14 protein-coding genes are annotated in these 15,189 nt (G+C 66.3%); 6 read left to right on the forward strand and 8 right to left on the reverse strand.

Annotation, left to right across the window (positions count from 1 at the left end):
* Positions 1-2: 2 nt before the first annotated feature.
* The gene (locus tag OKW45_RS18600) at positions 3-1,613 is read right to left on the reverse strand and encodes an efflux transporter outer membrane subunit (RefSeq protein ID WP_429470369.1); all 1,611 of its coding nucleotides are present in this window, start codon (positions 1,611-1,613) and stop codon (positions 3-5) included.
* A gap of 155 nt (positions 1,614-1,768) precedes the next feature.
* Here OKW45_RS18600 and OKW45_RS18605 point away from each other — a divergent pair, with 155 nt between their 5' ends.
* Together OKW45_RS18605 and OKW45_RS18610 are read left to right on the forward strand one after the other, a co-directional pair.
* Complete coding sequence (locus OKW45_RS18605) at positions 1,769-2,707, forward strand: LysR family transcriptional regulator (protein ID WP_018421174.1); 939 nt, start codon at positions 1,769-1,771, stop codon at positions 2,705-2,707.
* 224 nt (positions 2,708-2,931) lie between these two features.
* Complete coding sequence (locus tag OKW45_RS18610; RefSeq protein ID WP_184006189.1) at positions 2,932-3,084, forward strand: hypothetical protein; 153 nt, start codon at positions 2,932-2,934, stop codon at positions 3,082-3,084.
* Between the two features lie 43 nt (positions 3,085-3,127).
* Here OKW45_RS18610 and OKW45_RS18615 read toward each other — a convergent pair whose 3' ends face one another.
* The 4 genes from OKW45_RS18615 to wrbA are packed head-to-tail and all read right to left on the reverse strand — an operon-like array spanning position 3,128 to position 6,620.
* Positions 3,128-3,934: a metallophosphoesterase gene (locus tag OKW45_RS18615; protein WP_018421172.1), complete on the reverse strand. Its 807-nt coding sequence runs from the start codon at positions 3,932-3,934 to the stop codon at positions 3,128-3,130.
* Positions 3,935-3,986: 52 nt separating this feature from the next.
* Complete coding sequence (locus OKW45_RS18620; RefSeq protein ID WP_429470370.1) at positions 3,987-5,405, reverse strand: FAD-binding oxidoreductase; 1,419 nt, start codon at positions 5,403-5,405, stop codon at positions 3,987-3,989.
* Positions 5,406-5,437: 32 nt separating this feature from the next.
* The gene (locus tag OKW45_RS18625) at positions 5,438-6,007 is read right to left on the reverse strand and encodes a DUF2069 domain-containing protein (RefSeq protein ID WP_429470372.1); all 570 of its coding nucleotides are present in this window, start codon (positions 6,005-6,007) and stop codon (positions 5,438-5,440) included.
* 10 nt (positions 6,008-6,017) lie between these two features.
* On the reverse strand, positions 6,018-6,620 hold the full coding sequence (gene wrbA, locus OKW45_RS18630) for an NAD(P)H:quinone oxidoreductase (RefSeq protein ID WP_429470374.1): 603 nt from the start codon (positions 6,618-6,620) through the stop codon (positions 6,018-6,020).
* Between the two features lie 142 nt (positions 6,621-6,762).
* On the opposite strand from wrbA, the gene OKW45_RS18635 reads away from it, so the two are divergent.
* Positions 6,763-8,076 (forward strand): YihY family inner membrane protein, encoded by a 1,314-nt coding sequence (locus tag OKW45_RS18635; RefSeq protein ID WP_429470376.1) that lies wholly within the window; start codon positions 6,763-6,765, stop codon positions 8,074-8,076.
* Between the two features lie 33 nt (positions 8,077-8,109).
* Here OKW45_RS18635 and OKW45_RS18640 read toward each other — a convergent pair whose 3' ends face one another.
* The 3 genes from OKW45_RS18640 to OKW45_RS18650 all read right to left on the reverse strand — a co-directional run bounded on the left by OKW45_RS18640 (position 8,110) and on the right by OKW45_RS18650 (position 10,866).
* Positions 8,110-8,430, reverse strand: coding sequence for an Mpo1-like protein (locus OKW45_RS18640; protein ID WP_184006183.1), 321 nt, complete (start codon positions 8,428-8,430; stop codon positions 8,110-8,112).
* A 208-nt stretch (positions 8,431-8,638) separates the two neighbouring features.
* Positions 8,639-9,472, reverse strand: coding sequence for an alpha/beta fold hydrolase (locus OKW45_RS18645; RefSeq protein WP_429470378.1), 834 nt, complete (start codon positions 9,470-9,472; stop codon positions 8,639-8,641).
* Positions 9,469-10,866, reverse strand: a complete 1,398-nt coding sequence (locus OKW45_RS18650; protein ID WP_429470380.1) for an O-acetylhomoserine aminocarboxypropyltransferase — start codon at positions 10,864-10,866, stop codon at positions 9,469-9,471. Before OKW45_RS18650 ends, OKW45_RS18645 begins: the two co-directional genes overlap by 4 nt.
* Positions 10,867-11,138: 272 nt before the next feature.
* Between OKW45_RS18650 and OKW45_RS18655 the strand changes: the two genes are divergently transcribed.
* From OKW45_RS18655 to aroC, 3 genes are all read left to right on the forward strand, one after another.
* On the forward strand, positions 11,139-11,606 hold the full coding sequence (locus tag OKW45_RS18655; protein WP_018421164.1) for a CBS domain-containing protein: 468 nt from the start codon (positions 11,139-11,141) through the stop codon (positions 11,604-11,606).
* A 203-nt stretch (positions 11,607-11,809) separates the two neighbouring features.
* Positions 11,810-13,747 carry an MFS transporter gene (locus OKW45_RS18660; protein WP_429470382.1) on the forward strand — a complete coding sequence of 646 codons (1,938 nt, stop codon included), beginning with the start codon at positions 11,810-11,812 and terminating at the stop codon, positions 13,745-13,747.
* A gap of 167 nt (positions 13,748-13,914) precedes the next feature.
* Positions 13,915-15,015, forward strand: coding sequence for a chorismate synthase (gene aroC / locus OKW45_RS18665; RefSeq protein ID WP_429470384.1), 1,101 nt, complete (start codon positions 13,915-13,917; stop codon positions 15,013-15,015).
* Positions 15,016-15,189 lie beyond the last annotated feature (174 nt).

Below are 15,189 nucleotides of genomic sequence, written 5' to 3' on the forward strand. Positions count from 1 at the left end.
CCTCACTCGGACGCGCGCGCGTTCGGGGCGTGCGAGGCGGTGGTGGCGGTGATGGTCTTGGCGTTGGCATCCGCATCCGCTGTTGCCGTGTCGCTAATCGCCGCGCCGCTCTTGCTCTCGCCGCTGCCCTTGCCATGCGCCGGCAACGTTTCGTTATCCCGCGGACCGTTGGCCGGATCGTCGAGACCGCCGCCGAGCGCCGTCATCAACGACGCATGCGCGCGGAGCCGCTCGGCCTGCACTTTGGCGACGCCTTCCTGGGCGCGCAGCAACTGGTTTTGCGCGACCAGCACGTTCAGATAGTCGGTCAAGCCGCGCCGGTAGCCTTCGCGCGACAGCTCGTAGTTCCTGCGCGCGGCGGCGACCGAGCGGTCGGCGTCGTCGGCCTGGGTGGTCAGCGAACGGATGCGGATCACCTGGTCGGAGATGTCCTTCAGCGCGCCCACGATCGACTGGTTGTAGCGCTCGACGGCCTCGTCGTAGCCCGCCGACGCCGCGCCGAGCTGCGAGCGCAGCCGGCCGCCGTCGAAGATCGGCAGCGTCAGCGCGGGACCCACGCTCCAGCTATGCGACGGATTCTTCAGGAACTGGAACAGCGGCCCCATCGCCGCATAGCCGCCGATCGACGCGAGCAGGTTGATGTCCGGATAGAACCCGGCCTTGGCGACGTCGATGCCACGCGCCTGCGCGGCGACCGTCCAGCGTGCCGCGACCACGTCCGGCCGGTGGCCGATCAGATCCGCGGGCAGCGCGGCCGGCAGGCCGGCGGGCGCGGCGAGCGACAGCGTCGGGCGCTGGATCGCGTCGCCGGCGCCCGGACCCTTGCCCGCGAGCGCGGCCAACTGATTGCGGCCGAGCGCGATCTTCTCCTCGATCGCATCGATCTGGCGCTCGTACTCGGGCATCGGCGTCTCGGCCTGGCTCACTTCGAGCTGCGTGCCGATGCCGCCCTTCAGGCGCCGGTTCGCGAGGTCGACGATCTGCTGCTGTTGCTGCAGCGTGGCCTTCGCGATGTCGAGCAACGCGTAGTTCAGCGACATCTCGATATAGGTGCGCACGACGTTCGCCTGCAGTTCGAGCTGCGCGGCGCGCGCGTCGGCGGCGCTGGCGTGCGCGAGGTCGAGCGCGCGCTCGGCGGCGTTCTTGTCCTTGCCCCAGAAGTCGAGGTGATAGGCGAGGGCGAGCGTGCCGGTGTTGTTCCACGACTGCTCGCCGGCGAGCGGACCCGGACCGTAGTACACGTTGTCGGCCCACTGCTGGCGCTGGATCGACAGGCTGCCGTTGACTTGCGGCGCGAGCGCCGCGCGCGCGACGCCGGCCATCGACGCCGCCTCACGCACGCGCGCCTGGGCGACCGCGAGACTGGGATTGCCGGCTTGCGCGTCCGCGATCCACCGGTCCAGCTGCGGGTCGTCATAGGCGCGCCACCAGTCGGCGGCGGGCCACTGTGCATCGGCGTTGGCGGCGCGGATTGCGTTGCCCGCATCGAGCGACGCAGGATTGATCGTGTGCGTTTGCGGCGCGACGCCTCCGGTACTTGCGCATCCGGCGATTGTTAATAGGATCGTAAGAACCGCGGCTGCGGCGATCCCCTTGGGTACCGGAGACTGCACGATTTCCTCCAAATTTGACTATAGAAGCTTGTGCGCAATTATATTTTTCGATCGATTGCGGAATAACCGGTAAAGATGCAAGGCATTTTTACCAGACATGAGATAATCGCCATTGCTGATCGTGTAACAATCGCTGCCGATTTCTGAGGATAGGTATGGACACGCTTCAAAACATGCGCGTTTTCGTCCGCGTCGTCGAAGCGGGCAGCTTCACGGGCGCCGCGCAGCATCTGAATACGACGACGGCCTACGCGTCGCGCGCGGTTTCGGATCTGGAAGCGCATCTGCGCACACGGCTTTTGAACCGGACCACGCGCCGCATCGCGCTGACCGAAGCTGGCGAGCGCTATCTGCAGCGCTGCGAGCAGATTCTCGCCTACGTGGATCAGGCGGAGGCCGAGGCGAGCGACGCGCACGCGCGTCCGTCCGGCAAGCTCAAGGTTCACGCGATGACGAGCTTCGGCCAGCACTATGTGGTGCCGGCCGTGGGCCGTTATCAGCAGCGCTACCCGGACGTGCATATCGAACTGACGCTCGCGCAGCGCATGCCCGATCTGCTCGACGAAGGCTTCGACGTGTCGCTGACCCTCGCAACCGGCCTGCCGGATTCGGGGCTCGTGTCGCAGCGCCTTGGCAGCGCGTTCAGCATTGCGTGCGCGTCGCCGGCGTACCTCGAACGGCGCGGCGTGCCGCAAACGCCTGCGGACCTCGCGCAGCACGCCTGCCTGCAGATGGTGACGCCGGTGAATCCGCCGGACAAATGGACCTTCGACGGCCCGAACGGCGAGGAAGTCGTCTCGCTCGGCGCGGCGACGTTTCAGGTGAACGTGGCCGAGGCGATGGTCGTGGCCGTCGCCCAGGGCATGGGCGTAGCGCTGATTCCGATCTACTCGGCGATCAGCCGTTTGCGCAGCGGTGAACTGGTCTGGCTGATGCCCGAGTACACGTCGCAGCAGATGAATCTGTATGCGCTGTATCCGTCGCGGCAGTATCTCGATGCGAAGATCCGCACGTGGGTCGAATTCCTGCGCGACGAGTTGCCTTCGACGCTGGCGGCGGATCAGGAGGAGTTGCGGCAGTTCGTGCGGACCTGAACGGTCTGCTCGTCATGCATTGACGTTCGAGCGGCACGCGGAGTGCGGCACGCGGAGTGGGCACGCGGCGTGACAGCTGTTACACACGCGCCGCGTCGCAACATTTCTTTACTTCTCCCGCGCAGCCGATTTGTTAACGTGTCGTTCACGCGTCGCCGCTCTTGCCGGACGCGCTGGATTCGCCGCTGTTCGGCGCCTCGCAACCACTGAAGGACGACACATCCATGGATACGCACCTGATGATCGGCTTGGCCGTCATGTTTGGACTGATCGGCGTCGCCGCGTCGCGCGATCTGCTGCGCCGCATGCGCGAACAGCAGCCGCAACTCGTGCCGGTCGAGGTCGAGTCACAGGATGCGCAGCGGCGCGAGCGGTGAGCGGCGGCGGGTTGATCCGATGCAAGAGGCCCGCTAGTACCCGCTAGATCTCGACGACCTTGTCCCACGCAAACAGTGGATTTTCCCACTGGCGCGTGCGCCGGTCGAAATAGCCGCGCGGATTGCACACGACGCGCGTGCCGTCCACCACGTAGTCGAACGACGTATGCGTGTGGCCATGAATCCACAACGCGACAGGCGCGCGCACGAGCTCGGGCAGATGGTTGACGAAGCCCGCCGATACGCGGTCTTCGGCAAAACGCCCGGCCAGGCTCAGCCGATGCGGCGCGTGATGCGTGACCACGATCGTTTGGCCGGCGAACGGTTTGGCAAGCTCGCTTTCGAGCCACGCGCGCGCATGCTGGTGCAGCGCTAGCGAATCGGCGGGCGTGAAGTCGCGCGCGGCGTCGCGCGGGTCGTGCGGCCAGTTCATCTGGATCAGCCCGCGATAGTCGAGCATGACCCGGCGCGCGGCGACGATCGATTCCTCGATTGCATCCGGCGTCGCGCCGTACAGCGCGAAGTCGGTCCACAACGTCGTGCCGAGCACGCGCCAGCGGCCCTGGCTGTCGACCAGCGCGGCGTTGTTCAGCATATGCACGTTATCGACCTGCGCGGCCGCGTCGAGCATCGCGCTCTCCAGCGCGCCGAATTCACCGTCGTAGTACTCATGATTACCCGGCACGTAGACGACCGGCACCGCGTCGTCGAACGCCTGCGCTGCCCAGCGCGGGCCGGCCGCATGATTGTGGATGTCGCCCGCCAGCACCACGAGATCCGCCTGCGCATGCGGGATCAGTTCAGGCTCGTCGTTTTCCAGATGCAGATCGGACAGCACGCGAATCTTCACGGACGCGACTCCTGCAAAACGCCTGCGCGCCGGATCGTGCAGGCTTCAGACATTAGCGTAGCACCTTGCCCGGATTCATCAGGTTCAGCGGATCGAGCGCCTGCTTGATCGCGCGCATCATCCGCACCTCGACGTCCTGCTTGTAGCGGGCGGCTTCGTCGATCTTCAACTGGCCGAGTCCGTGTTCCGCGCTGATGCTGCCGCGATGCGCATCGACGCTGTCGTAGACGATCCGGTTGATCGGGCTCTGGTACTGCCGCAGAAACGCCTTCGCATCGACGCCCTCGGGCGCCTGCACGTTGTAGTGCAGATTGCCGTCGCCGAGATGGCCGAACGTGACCATGCGCGCGCCCGGCGCGGCTTGCGCGATTGCCGCATCGGTGGTTTCGATGAAGTGGCCGATGCGTGAAATCGGCACCGCGATGTCGTGCTTGATGTTCAGGCCCTCCTCGGCCTGGGCGAGCGGAATGTGCTCGCGCAGATTCCAGAACGCCCGAGACTGCGCGAGGTTTTCCGCCACCACGGCGTCTTCCACGAGACCTTGTTCGAGGGCGGTTTCCATCAGCCCCTCGAACAGCGTGCGCGCGTGCACTTCGCTTTCGCTGTCCGACAGTTCGAGCAGCACGACCTGCGCATGCGGTTCGGCGAACGGATAACGCATCTGCTCGAAATGCCGGCCGACGAGGCGCAGGCAGAAATCCGACATCAGTTCGAAGCCGGTCAGGAGCGGCCCGGCGACGCGTTGCGTGAGCGCGAGAAAATCGAGCGCCGCATGCGGCGACGCGAGCGCGGCGAGCGCGGTGACGCGCGCGGCCGGCTGCGGATGCAGCTTGAGCACCGCCGCGGTGATCAGGCCGAGCGTGCCTTCCGCGCCGATGAACAGGTCGCGCAGATCGTAGCCGGTGTTGTCCTTGCGCAGCCCGCGCAGGCCGTCCCACAGTTCGCCTTGCGGCGTCACCACTTCGAGGCCGAGGCATAGCTCGCGCGTATTGCCATAGCGCAGCACGCCGGTGCCGCCCGCGTTGGTCGACAGATTGCCGCCGATCGTGCAGCTGCCTTCGGCGGCGAGGCTCAGCGGAAACAGACGCCCGGCCGCTTCGGCGTGCTTCTGCACGTCGGCGAGGATCACGCCGGCTTCGACCGTGATCGTGTTGTTGTGCGGATCGATGTCGCGCACGCGATTCAGGCGGCGCAGGCTGATGACCGCCTGAGCGCCGCTCGCGTCGGGTGTCGCGCCACCCGCGAGGCCGGTGTTGCCGCCCTGCGGCACCAGCGCGACGCAATGTTCGACCGCGAGCCTGACGAGCGCGGCGGCTTCCGCGGACGTGGCCGGGCACAGCACCGCGCAGGCCGCGCCGGTGTAGCGGCGGCGCCAGTCGGTCAGAAAGGGAGCGGTGTCGTGCGCATCGGTCAGTACGTGAGTCGCGCCGATGGCGTCGCGGCAGGCGGCGAGAAAAGCGGTGTGGGTCATGTGGATCGGTTGACGGTGTTGGGGCTTGGGCGTCAGGCGGGCGGGGTCGGTTCGCTGACGGCCTGCTTTGCAGCCTGCTTTACAGCCTGCTTCGCGGCCCGTTTCGCCGCGCGCTTGAACGGTCCGACATACGCGAGTGCGCAGGCGAAGAAGATCATGGCGAGCGCTGCCTGAAGCCAACCGAGCCGTGCGCTCAAGCCATGATCGCTCCAGCCACGCACGACGCCTTCGGCGAAATACAGCAGGATCAGCATCGACGCCCATTGCATCGTGTAAAGCCGACGTCGCCACACGCCCGGCAACGCGGAGAGTAGCGGCAACGCTTTCAGCACGAGCAGCGAGCCGCCAGAGCGCAACGGCGCGAGCCACCATTCCCATGCGACGGCAAGCACGATCATCGAGACCAGTGTGAAAGCGGCGACGAGCGCGGCGGCAGCTTTGGGTTGGACGGGCACGACGGTTGCAGATACCGACGCGTTCGCCGCGAGGCTTGCGGGCGCCGCGTTCGCGTGGCCCCCGGAGTTCGTGGCCGCGAGTTCAGCGCCACCCGCGTGACGACGGGCGTCGTCGCGTTCGGAGGGTTGCCGATCCGGTTCGTTCACGGCTTTACGCTCACGGCCTTTCGGACATCGACGCCGCCGTGCGCGCAACGCGCGCGCCAAGCGCAATCGCCAGCGTCCGTTCGTCGGCGGAGATGCCATGGCCAGCCGTGCCCGCGCGCGCGTAATGCGACGCGCCGTACGGCGTGCCGCCGGTCTGCGTAGTGGACAGCGCGCTCTCCGTGTACGGAATGCCGACGATCAGCATGCCGTGATGGAGCAGCGGCAGCATCATCGACAGCAGCGTGGATTCCTGGCCGCCGTGCAGGCTGCCGGTCGACGTGAACACGCAGGCCGGCTTGCCCGACAGTGCACCGGATAGCCACTGCGGCGTGGTGCCGTCGAGAAAGTATTTGAGCGCGGCCGCCATGTTGCCGAAGCGGGTCGGCGAGCCGAGCGCGAGGCCCGCGCATTCTTCGAGGTCGTGCAGCTCGACGTACGGTGGTCCTTCGGTGGGAATGTCCGGCTCGCTCGCCTCGCAAACCGTGGAAACCGCCGGCACGGTGCGCACGCGCGCCTGCGTGCCGGGGACGCTGTCGACGCCGTGCGCGATCGCCAGCGCGAGCTCGCGCGTGGCGCCGTGACGGCTGTAATAAAGCACGAGAATGTCTTTCATAGGCCTCATCATTGAACGGGTATTATAGGGGCTCGGTCCGTTGCACAGGCCGCTCATAGCCGTTCGGCCAGGTGCTTCGGCCAAACGCCGCGCGGAGTTCCCGCAGTCCCGGTCTGACGGTTCAGCAAGCAAGGAGGCAGGTTTGTTGGTTAAGGTGCGTTTCGATCTCGACACGCTCAAACGGCTCGCGCAATTCGCGGCGCAACGCATCGGCGAGGACCGGATTCCGCAGGTCGCGGGCAGCCTGACGTTCACGACGATGCTCGCGCTCGTGCCGCTCGCCACCGTCGCGTTTGCGCTGTTCACCGCGTTTCCGATCTTCAGCTCGTTCCAGGCGTCGCTGCAGTTTTTTCTTGCCGACCACCTGATGCCCGCGCAACTGAACGATCAGATCTTCAAGTATCTGAACCAGTTCGCATCGAAGGCCAAAGGGCTGACCACGATCGGCATGATCATTCTGTTCGTCACCGCGGTGATGACGATGATGACCGTCGAGTCCGCGTTCAATGTGATCTGGCGCGTGCGCAAGGCGCGGCCCGTCGCGCAGCGCATTCTCGTGTACTGGGCGATCATCACGCTCGGTCCGATCCTGATCGGCGTGAGCCTGTCCATCTCGTCGTATCTGTTCACGCAATCGATGTCGTTTAGCGCCGCGCAGCGCATCACACCGCTGATCGAATGGGCGCTCGCGAGCGCCTCGCTGCCGTTCACGATGCTCGCGTTCACGATCCTTTACGTTTATCTGCCGAACTGCCGTGTCGAATGGCGCGACGCGGTGGTCGGCGGCGTGATCGCCGCAGTCGCTTTCGAGCTCGCCAAGCGCGGCTTCGGCTACTACGTGCGCCGTATTCCGACCTATACGGCGGTGTACGGCGCGTTCGCCGCGGTGCCGCTGTTCCTGGTGTGGATGTACCTGTGCTGGTTCATCACGCTGACCGGCGCGATGATCGCATCGGCGTTGCCGGCGATTCGCATCGGTCAGTTTCACCGCCCTGTGTTCTATGGCAGCAATCTGTTCGATTCGCTCGAATTGCTCGCGCGGCTGTGCGAGGCGCGTGAGGGCGGCAGACCCGGCTACACGATGCCCGAGCTTGCCCGGATGCTTCGCCGCGACAAGGATACGACGCTGATGCTGTTGCAGCGTCTCGAGGAGATCGAGTGGATCGCGCGGCTGGAGGAGGACCATACCGGCCCGCACTTCGTGCTGCTCGCGAACCCGGCGCAGGTGACCGTGCAGCGGCTGTACGACCTGTTCGTGATCGACCGCGCGGAGCTTGCGTATCAGCTCGAACTCGACTCCACGCGCGTGGACGGCGGCATGCTGCTCGCCGCGCTCGACAACGACCAGCTGAAGGTGACGCTCGCCGCGTTGCTCGCCTCGCGCGCGGCGGCACGGGCGGCGCAAGCCGGCGATGGCGAGCGCGCGGCGGCTTCGATGCCGCACCAGGCAGCATGATAGGGCGGCCAGACTTCGAGCCGCCCGATAAAGCTACAACGAAATCTTCCCCACGCAGATGTCCTTGAACATCACCCAGTCGCCCATCAGGCTGTAAAACGGATGACGGAAGGTGGCCGGCCTGTTCTTTTCGAAGAAGAAATGGCCGACCCACGCGAAGCCGTAGCCGCACACCACGGCCGCCGGCAACCATAGCCAGTCGCCGGTGGCGAGCGCCATCGCGAGGCAGCCAATGACGCCTAGCGAGCCGACGAAATGCAGCCGCCGCGACACGAGGTTGCGATGCTCGCTCAGGTAGTACGGATAAAACTCCGCGAAGTTCGCGAAGTGATCGGTATGCGCTGTATGAGCCATGACGGCCTCCGGAGGCTGAAAAAGACAGCTTCAATCATTCTCCGGCGATCGCCTGCCTGGCGCAACCTGGCCATTCGGCAGATGGCGCGGCGGGTTCGGCGTGGGTATCGTGGTCGTTCGTAGCGATTCGGTGGCGATTCGCAACGGCATTCCCGACGGCCGCCCGCGGAGCACCGAGGCGCGCGACGAGCCGCCAACTCGCGCCCCTTCAGCGCGCTTCGTGCGGCGGCCGCGAAGCGAAGCCGTAGAGCGCATCGAGCGTCGCGTCGGGTTGCTCGGTCATCAACGCGTGGCCCGCATCGAGCGTGACGGTGTCGACCGGCGTGCCCGCCTGCGCGAGCGCATCGGCAAGCGCTTTCGCCGCGCGCGGCGGCGTCATCGCATCGCGCCGGCCAACGATCAGGCGCGTGGCGCAACGTACCTGCTCCGCACGAGCGTGGCCGTCCGCATAGGTATGGCAGGCGGTGAAATCGGTGTGGAACAGATGCGGCTCGCCGCTGGCGGACACGTGCTCCATCAGCCGCTGGTTCATGCCGTGCAGCCAGAAGCCGGGGCCGGGGCACGAGGGCTTCGCGGCGAGCGTTGAATGCGACCACTGGTTGACCATGCCGATTGCCTCGGGCTCGCGATTGAGCGCGGCGTCGAGCAGCGCGTCGGAGACCGTCATCGGCAGCGCGGTGGCGAGCAGCGCAAGATGCGTTGCGCGCTGCGGATAGCGGCCGGCGAAGTCGAGCGCGATCAGCGAGCCCATGCTGTGACCGGCGACGAACGCACGCGTGACGCCCACGGCATCGAGCAGCGCGGCGAGCCAGTCGGCCAGCGCGGCGATGCTGGCGAGCGCGGGGCCGGCGCTGCGTCGGTGGCCCGGCAGATCGACTGCGAGCACGCCGAAGCCGTGATGCGCGAAGTAGCGGCTTTGCAGCGCCCACACGCTGTGATCGTGCTCGGCACCGTGGATGAACACGGCGGTTGGCAGGCTCGCGTCGAAGGGTTTGCCGCCGGTGTAGGCGTAGGCCGGTTTGCCTTGAACGGTGACGATCATTCGGACTCCGGGCGGGCGGGGGTGCTCGTGGCGGCGGGCGCGGCAGTGGCGGTCTGTTGTGAGGCGCTGCCGTTCGGCGTTGCGGTACGACCGCCGCTCGCCGGTTGCGCGGTTCTTTGCGCGGCCTTCAGCGCGCGCTTCAGATCGTCGATCAGGTCATCCGGATCTTCGAGCCCGATTGACAGACGGATCGTGCCTTCGGTGATACCGGCCGCGGCGAGCGCGGCGGCATCCATGCGGAAGTGCGTCGTCGATGCCGGGTGAATCACCAGCGAGCGCGCGTCGCCGACGTTCGCGAGGTGCGAGAAGAGCGTGAGCGCTTCGATGAAGGCTCGCCCGGCCGCGCGGTCGCCGCGCAGGTTGAAGCTGAACACGGCGCCCGCGCCGCGCGGTAGCAGCCGCCTGGCGAGCGCGTGGTCGGGATGCGTCGGCAACTCGGGATAGGCGACCGATTCGACCGCCGCATGACCGGCGAGAAACTCGACCACGCGCCGTGTGTTGACGACGTGACGCTCCATGCGCAACGGCAGTGTCTCGATGCCTTGCAGCAGCTGCCACGCGGCCTGCGGATGCAGGCACGCGCCGAAGTCGCGCAAGCCTTCCCGACGCGCGCGCAGCAGGAACGGCGCGACGGTGCTTTCCTCCGCGAATACCATGCCATGGAAACCGTCGTACGGCTCGGTGAATTCGGGAAAGCGGCCGGAAGCTTCGAAGTCGAACGTGCCGCCGTCGACCAGCACCCCGCCGATCGTCGTGCCGTGGCCGCCGAGAAACTTGGTCGCCGAGTGGTAGACGAGGTCGGCGCCGTGCTCGAAGGGGCGCAGCAGGTAGGGCGTCGTGAAGGTCGAGTCGACCAGCAACGGCACGCGGTGCGCGTGCGCGATCTGTGCGAGCGCGGCGATGTCGAGCACGTCGAGGCCCGGATTGCCGAGCGTTTCGCCGAATAGCAGGCGCGTGTTGGGGCGCAGCGCGGCGCGCCACGCGTCGAAGTCGCCGGGCTTGACGAAGCTCGTCTCGATACCGAAGCGTCGCAGCGTGTAATGCAGCAGATTGTGCGAGCCGCCGTACAGCGCGCTCGACGCGACGATGTGCGAACCCGCGCCCATCAGCGTCGCGATCGCCAGATGCAGCGCGGCCTGGCCGCTCGCGGTGCCGATTGCGCCGGCGCCGTTTTCGAGCGCGGCGACGCGCTCCTCGAACACGGCGACGGTCGGATTCGAGATGCGCGAGTAGACGTGGCCGGCGCGCTCCATGTTGAACAGCGCGGCGGCGTGATCCGAGTCGCGGAACGAAAACGACGTGGTCTGGTAGATCGGCGTCGCGCGCGCGCCGGTGGCAGGGTCGGGGGCTGCGCCGGCGTGCAGCGCAAGCGTATCGAAACGGTTGGCGGACATCGTGGGCGGCGGGCCGCGAGCGGCCTCGCGAAAGATCGGGGTGGGCGGCCATCCTATCATTGGCGCGCGCCGCTTCAAGCGCGGTTTTCCCGCGGGTTCGTGCGGCTCGAGCCGGGAGCGTGGCATGCTCGCAATCTGGAAGTCGGATGAATACGAGTCTCCGAAGCCCGCCGCGCCTTGGCTGGCGGGCCGCTTTCCTTTTATGGGCCTTTCCGATAGGATCGAAAAAACATTTCATGCACTGCAAGATTGGCGGTATCAGGAGATAGATCATGCGAGTCAGCGACATTCTTAAAGTCAAGGGCAATACCCTTTTTACGGTCACGCCGGATACCACGCTGCATGACGCCGTCAATACCATGGCCGAGCACGACATCGGCTCGCTCGTCGTGATGGAGTACGGCGACCTCGTCGGCATGCTGACGTTTCGCGAAATCATTCTGACCTTGAGCGAGAACGGCGGCAGCGTCGGCACCTCGACGATCCGCAAGGTGATGGACGACCATCCGCTCACCTGCACACCCGAAACCGACGTCAACGAAGTGCGCCGCATGATGCTCGAGCATCACGTGCGCTATCTGCCCGTCATGGAAAGCCGCACGCTGATGGGCGTCATCTCGTTTTACGACGTCGCGAAGGCGGTGGTCGAGGAGCAGGGGTTCGAGAACCGCATGCTGAAGGCCTATATCCGCGACTGGCCGGAAGAGCAGGAGGGACAGGACCAGCAGCCGGCGCGTTGATGCGCGTGGCTCGAAGGTCGCGCTCCGGCCGTCGCCGCGAGCGCGAATCCGCCGACAGGGCGCGCGCGCAAGCGGGCGCTTTTTTTTGTGCCTGGAGCTGGTGCGGGCGGATTGCGGGAGCCGCGTGCGCGAGTCGCGGCGATCCGCTTGCCGGCCGTGCCGCCCGCTTCATCGCCATTTTTCCGCGCCGTTCTCCTGACTTCATGAACGATCGTCCGTTGCCCGCCGCCCGCCGCGCCGCTCGCGCGCACGAAGCGCACGAATCCCAGTTCCGCCTGCTCGGCCAGCGCCGCTTCGCGCCGTTCTTCTGGACACAGTTTCTCGGCGCGATGAACGACAACGTGTTCAAGATCGGCTTCACGTCGCTTGTCACGTATCAGGCGGCGCGGTTTTCGGGCGTCGACCCGAAAACCGCCGCGTTCCTGATCTCCGCGATTTTCATTCTGCCTTTCGTGCTGTTTTCGGCCACTTCCGGCCAGATCGCGGACAAGTACGACAAGGCGTTGCTCACGCGCCTCGTCAAGACTTTCGAGATCGCGGTGATGCTGGTCGGCGGCGCGGGGTTCTGGCTGCATAGCGCGCCGTTGCTGTACCTGTGCACGTTCCTGATGGGCGTGCATTCGACGGTATTCGGGCCGGTCAAGTACTCGTATCTGCCGCAGCATCTCTCGCAGGCGGAGCTGGTCGGCGGCAATGGCATGGTCGAGATGGGCACCTTCGTCGCGATCCTGATCGGCACGATCGTCGGCGGCGCGGGCGCGGGGTTCGCCGAGCATGGCGCGGTGGTGCTCGCTTGCGCGTGTATCGCGATCGCGCTGATCGGGCGCGCCGTGTCGGGCTTCGTGCCGGCTACGTCCGCGCCGCAGCCCGGATTGCGCATCAACTGGAACCCGGTCAGCGAAACGTGGCGCAATCTGAAGCTCGCGCACGAAAACCGCACGGTGTTTCTTGGTCTGCTCGGCATTTCGTGGCTGTGGTTCGTCGGCGCGACGTTCCTCGCGTCGTTCTTCAACTTCGCGAAGGACGTGCTGTCCGCCGATCCCGACGTCGTGACCGTGCTGCTCGCCACGTTTTCGATCGGCATCGGCATCGGCTCGCTGTTGTGCGAACGGCTCTCGAAGCGGCGAATCGAAGTCGGCCTCGTGCCGCTCGGCTCGATCGGCATGAGCGTGTTCGCGATCGATCTTTTTTTCGCGAGCCACGCGCTGCCGCCGGCGGGGCATCTGCTCAGCGTTGGCGAATTTCTCGCGCGGCTAGCGCATTGGCGCGTGCTCGCCGATCTGTTCCTGCTCGCGATGTTCGGCGGCTTTTACAGCGTGCCGCTGTATGCGCTGATCCAGAGTCGTAGTCAGCCGAGCCATCGCGCGCGCATCATCGCCGCGAACAACATCCTCAACTCGCTGTTCATGATCGTGTCGGCGCTGATGGCAGTGGGCCTGACCGCTGCGGGCTTCAGTATTCCGGCGATCTTCCTCGTCACCGCGCTTCTGAATGTGGTCGTCGCGGGCCACATCTATTCGCTCGTGCCCGAGTTCCTGCTGCGCTTCATCGCGTGGCTGCTCGTGCATACGTTCTACCGGATCCGGCTCGTGCACGCGGAGCGGATTCCGGAGCAGGGCGCGGCGGTGCTCGTGTGCAATCACGTCAGTTTCGTCGATGCGATCGTCATCATGGCCGAAAGCCCGCGGCCGATCCGCTTCGTGATGGACCACCAGATCTTCCGCTCGCCGTTCGTCGGCTGGCTGTTCCGGCACGCGAAGGCGATTCCGATCGCGTCCGCGCATCAGGACGCGGCGCTGCTCGCGCGTGCGTACGACCTGTGCGCGCAGGCGCTCGCGGACGGCGAACTCGTCTGCATCTTTCCCGAAGGGAAGCTGACGCGTACCGGCGAGCTGAATCCGTTTCGCCACGGCGTCGCCGAGATCGTCAGGCGGACGCCGGCGCCCGTCATTCCGATGGCGTTGCGCGGGCTGTGGGGCAGCGTGTTTTCGCGCGCGGTGGACGCAACCTGGCCGCGGCCGATCAGCAAAGGTGTGATGAGCCGGCTGAGCCTCGCCGTCGGCGAGCCGATCGACCCGGCGCTCGCGACGCCGGAGACACTGCAGCGGATCGTGACCGATCTGCGAGGCGCCCGCAAATAGCCGTGGGCCGGTGCGCGGACGCCGAGAGAGATGGCGAGCTCGCCCGCCATCAATCGTGGTCGGCCGAGTGCGCCTTGACCGATCGGCCATCGCCGTCGCCAGGCCCGGCTTCGAGGCGAGCGGGCTGGCATAATAGCGTTCTCCCCGTATTTCTTTGGACGACGCTCATGTCCGGCAACACGCTCGGTACGCTTTTCACTGTCACGACCTTCGGCGAATCGCACGGCCCCGCTATCGGCTGCGTGATCGACGGCTGCCCGCCGGGCATGGCGCTCAACGAAGCCGACATCCAGTTCGAACTCGATCGCCGCAAGCCGGGCACGTCGCGCCACGTGACGCAGCGCCAGGAAGAAGACAAGGTCGAGATCCTCTCGGGCGTGTTCGAAGGTCAAACCACCGGCGCGCCAATTGCGCTGCTGATCCGCAATACCGACCAGCGCAGCAAGGACTACGGCAACATCGCGGAAACGTTCCGCCCCGGCCACGCCGACTACACGTACTGGCAAAAGTACGGCATTCGCGATTACCGCGGTGGCGGCCGCTCGTCGGCACGGCTGACGGCGCCGACGGTCGCGGCGGGCGCGGTCGCGAAGAAGTGGCTGCGCGAGAAGTTCGGCACCGAAATTCGCGGCTATATGGCCGCGCTCGGCGAGATCGACGTGCCGTTCGTCGATTGGGCGCAGGTGCGCGAAAACCCGTTTTTCGTGCCGAATGCGGAGATCGTTCCGCAGCTTGAGGCGTATATGGACGCGCTGCGCAAGGACGGTGATTCGATCGGCGCGCGCATCAACGTGGTTGCCTCCGGTGTGCCGGTCGGCCTCGGCGAGCCGCTGTTCGACCGCCTCGACGCCGACATCGCGCACGCGATGATGGGCATCAACGCGGTGAAGGGCGTCGAGATCGGCGCGGGCTTCGCGAGCGTCGCGCAACGCGGCTCGGTGCATGGCGACGAGCTGACGCCGGAAGGTTTCGTCGGCAATCACGCGGGCGGCGTGCTCGGCGGTATTTCGACGGGGCAGGACATCACGGTGTCGATCGCGATCAAGCCGACGTCGAGCATTCGCACGCCGCGCCGTTCGATCGACAAAGAGGGGAACCCCGCGATCGTCGAGACCTTCGGGCGGCACGACCCCTGCGTCGGCATTCGTGCGACGCCGATTGCCGAGTCGATGCTTGCGCTCGTGCTGATCGATCACGCGTTGCGCCATCGCGCGCAATGCGGTGATGTGGCCGTGAGCACGCCGAAGATCGCGGCGAGCGCGCCGTAACCCTGACGCGGTCCCGCGATTGGCGGCGAACGAGCCGCCATAGAAAAGAATAGGGAAGGGGACCAACGAAACGCGCAAGAATGCGCGCAGACGAAAGCGCGAGCGCGCTATCGGAATTTGCCTGCGCGACGCTGCCGGTTATCGCGCAGCGCCGCAAAGGCAAACGGCATCTCA

It is taken from the genome of Paraburkholderia lebeckiae (genome assembly GCF_050436225.1).
Taxonomy (GTDB): Bacteria; Pseudomonadota; Gammaproteobacteria; order Burkholderiales; family Burkholderiaceae; genus Paraburkholderia; species Paraburkholderia tuberum.

Excerpts from the sequence above, each read along its gene's own strand:
- OKW45_RS18605 (WP_018421174.1), top strand. The coding sequence starts at position 1,769 with ATGGACACGCTTCAAAACATGCGCGTTTTCGTCCGCGTCGTCGAAGCG.
- OKW45_RS18610 (WP_184006189.1), top strand. The coding sequence starts at position 2,932 with ATGGATACGCACCTGATGATCGGCTTGGCCGTCATGTTTGGACTGATC.
- OKW45_RS18620 (WP_429470370.1), bottom strand. The coding sequence starts at position 5,405 with ATGACCCACACCGCTTTTCTCGCCGCCTGCCGCGACGCCATCGGCGCG.
- wrbA (WP_429470374.1), bottom strand. The coding sequence starts at position 6,620 with ATGAAAGACATTCTCGTGCTTTATTACAGCCGTCACGGCGCCACGCGC.
- OKW45_RS18640 (WP_184006183.1), bottom strand. The coding sequence starts at position 8,430 with ATGGCTCATACAGCGCATACCGATCACTTCGCGAACTTCGCGGAGTTT.
- OKW45_RS18645 (WP_429470378.1), bottom strand. The coding sequence starts at position 9,472 with ATGATCGTCACCGTTCAAGGCAAACCGGCCTACGCCTACACCGGCGGC.
- OKW45_RS18650 (WP_429470380.1), bottom strand. The coding sequence starts at position 10,866 with ATGTCCGCCAACCGTTTCGATACGCTTGCGCTGCACGCCGGCGCAGCC.
- OKW45_RS18655 (WP_018421164.1), top strand. The coding sequence starts at position 11,139 with ATGCGAGTCAGCGACATTCTTAAAGTCAAGGGCAATACCCTTTTTACG.
- OKW45_RS18660 (WP_429470382.1), top strand. The coding sequence starts at position 11,810 with ATGAACGATCGTCCGTTGCCCGCCGCCCGCCGCGCCGCTCGCGCGCAC.
- aroC (WP_429470384.1), top strand. The coding sequence starts at position 13,915 with ATGTCCGGCAACACGCTCGGTACGCTTTTCACTGTCACGACCTTCGGC.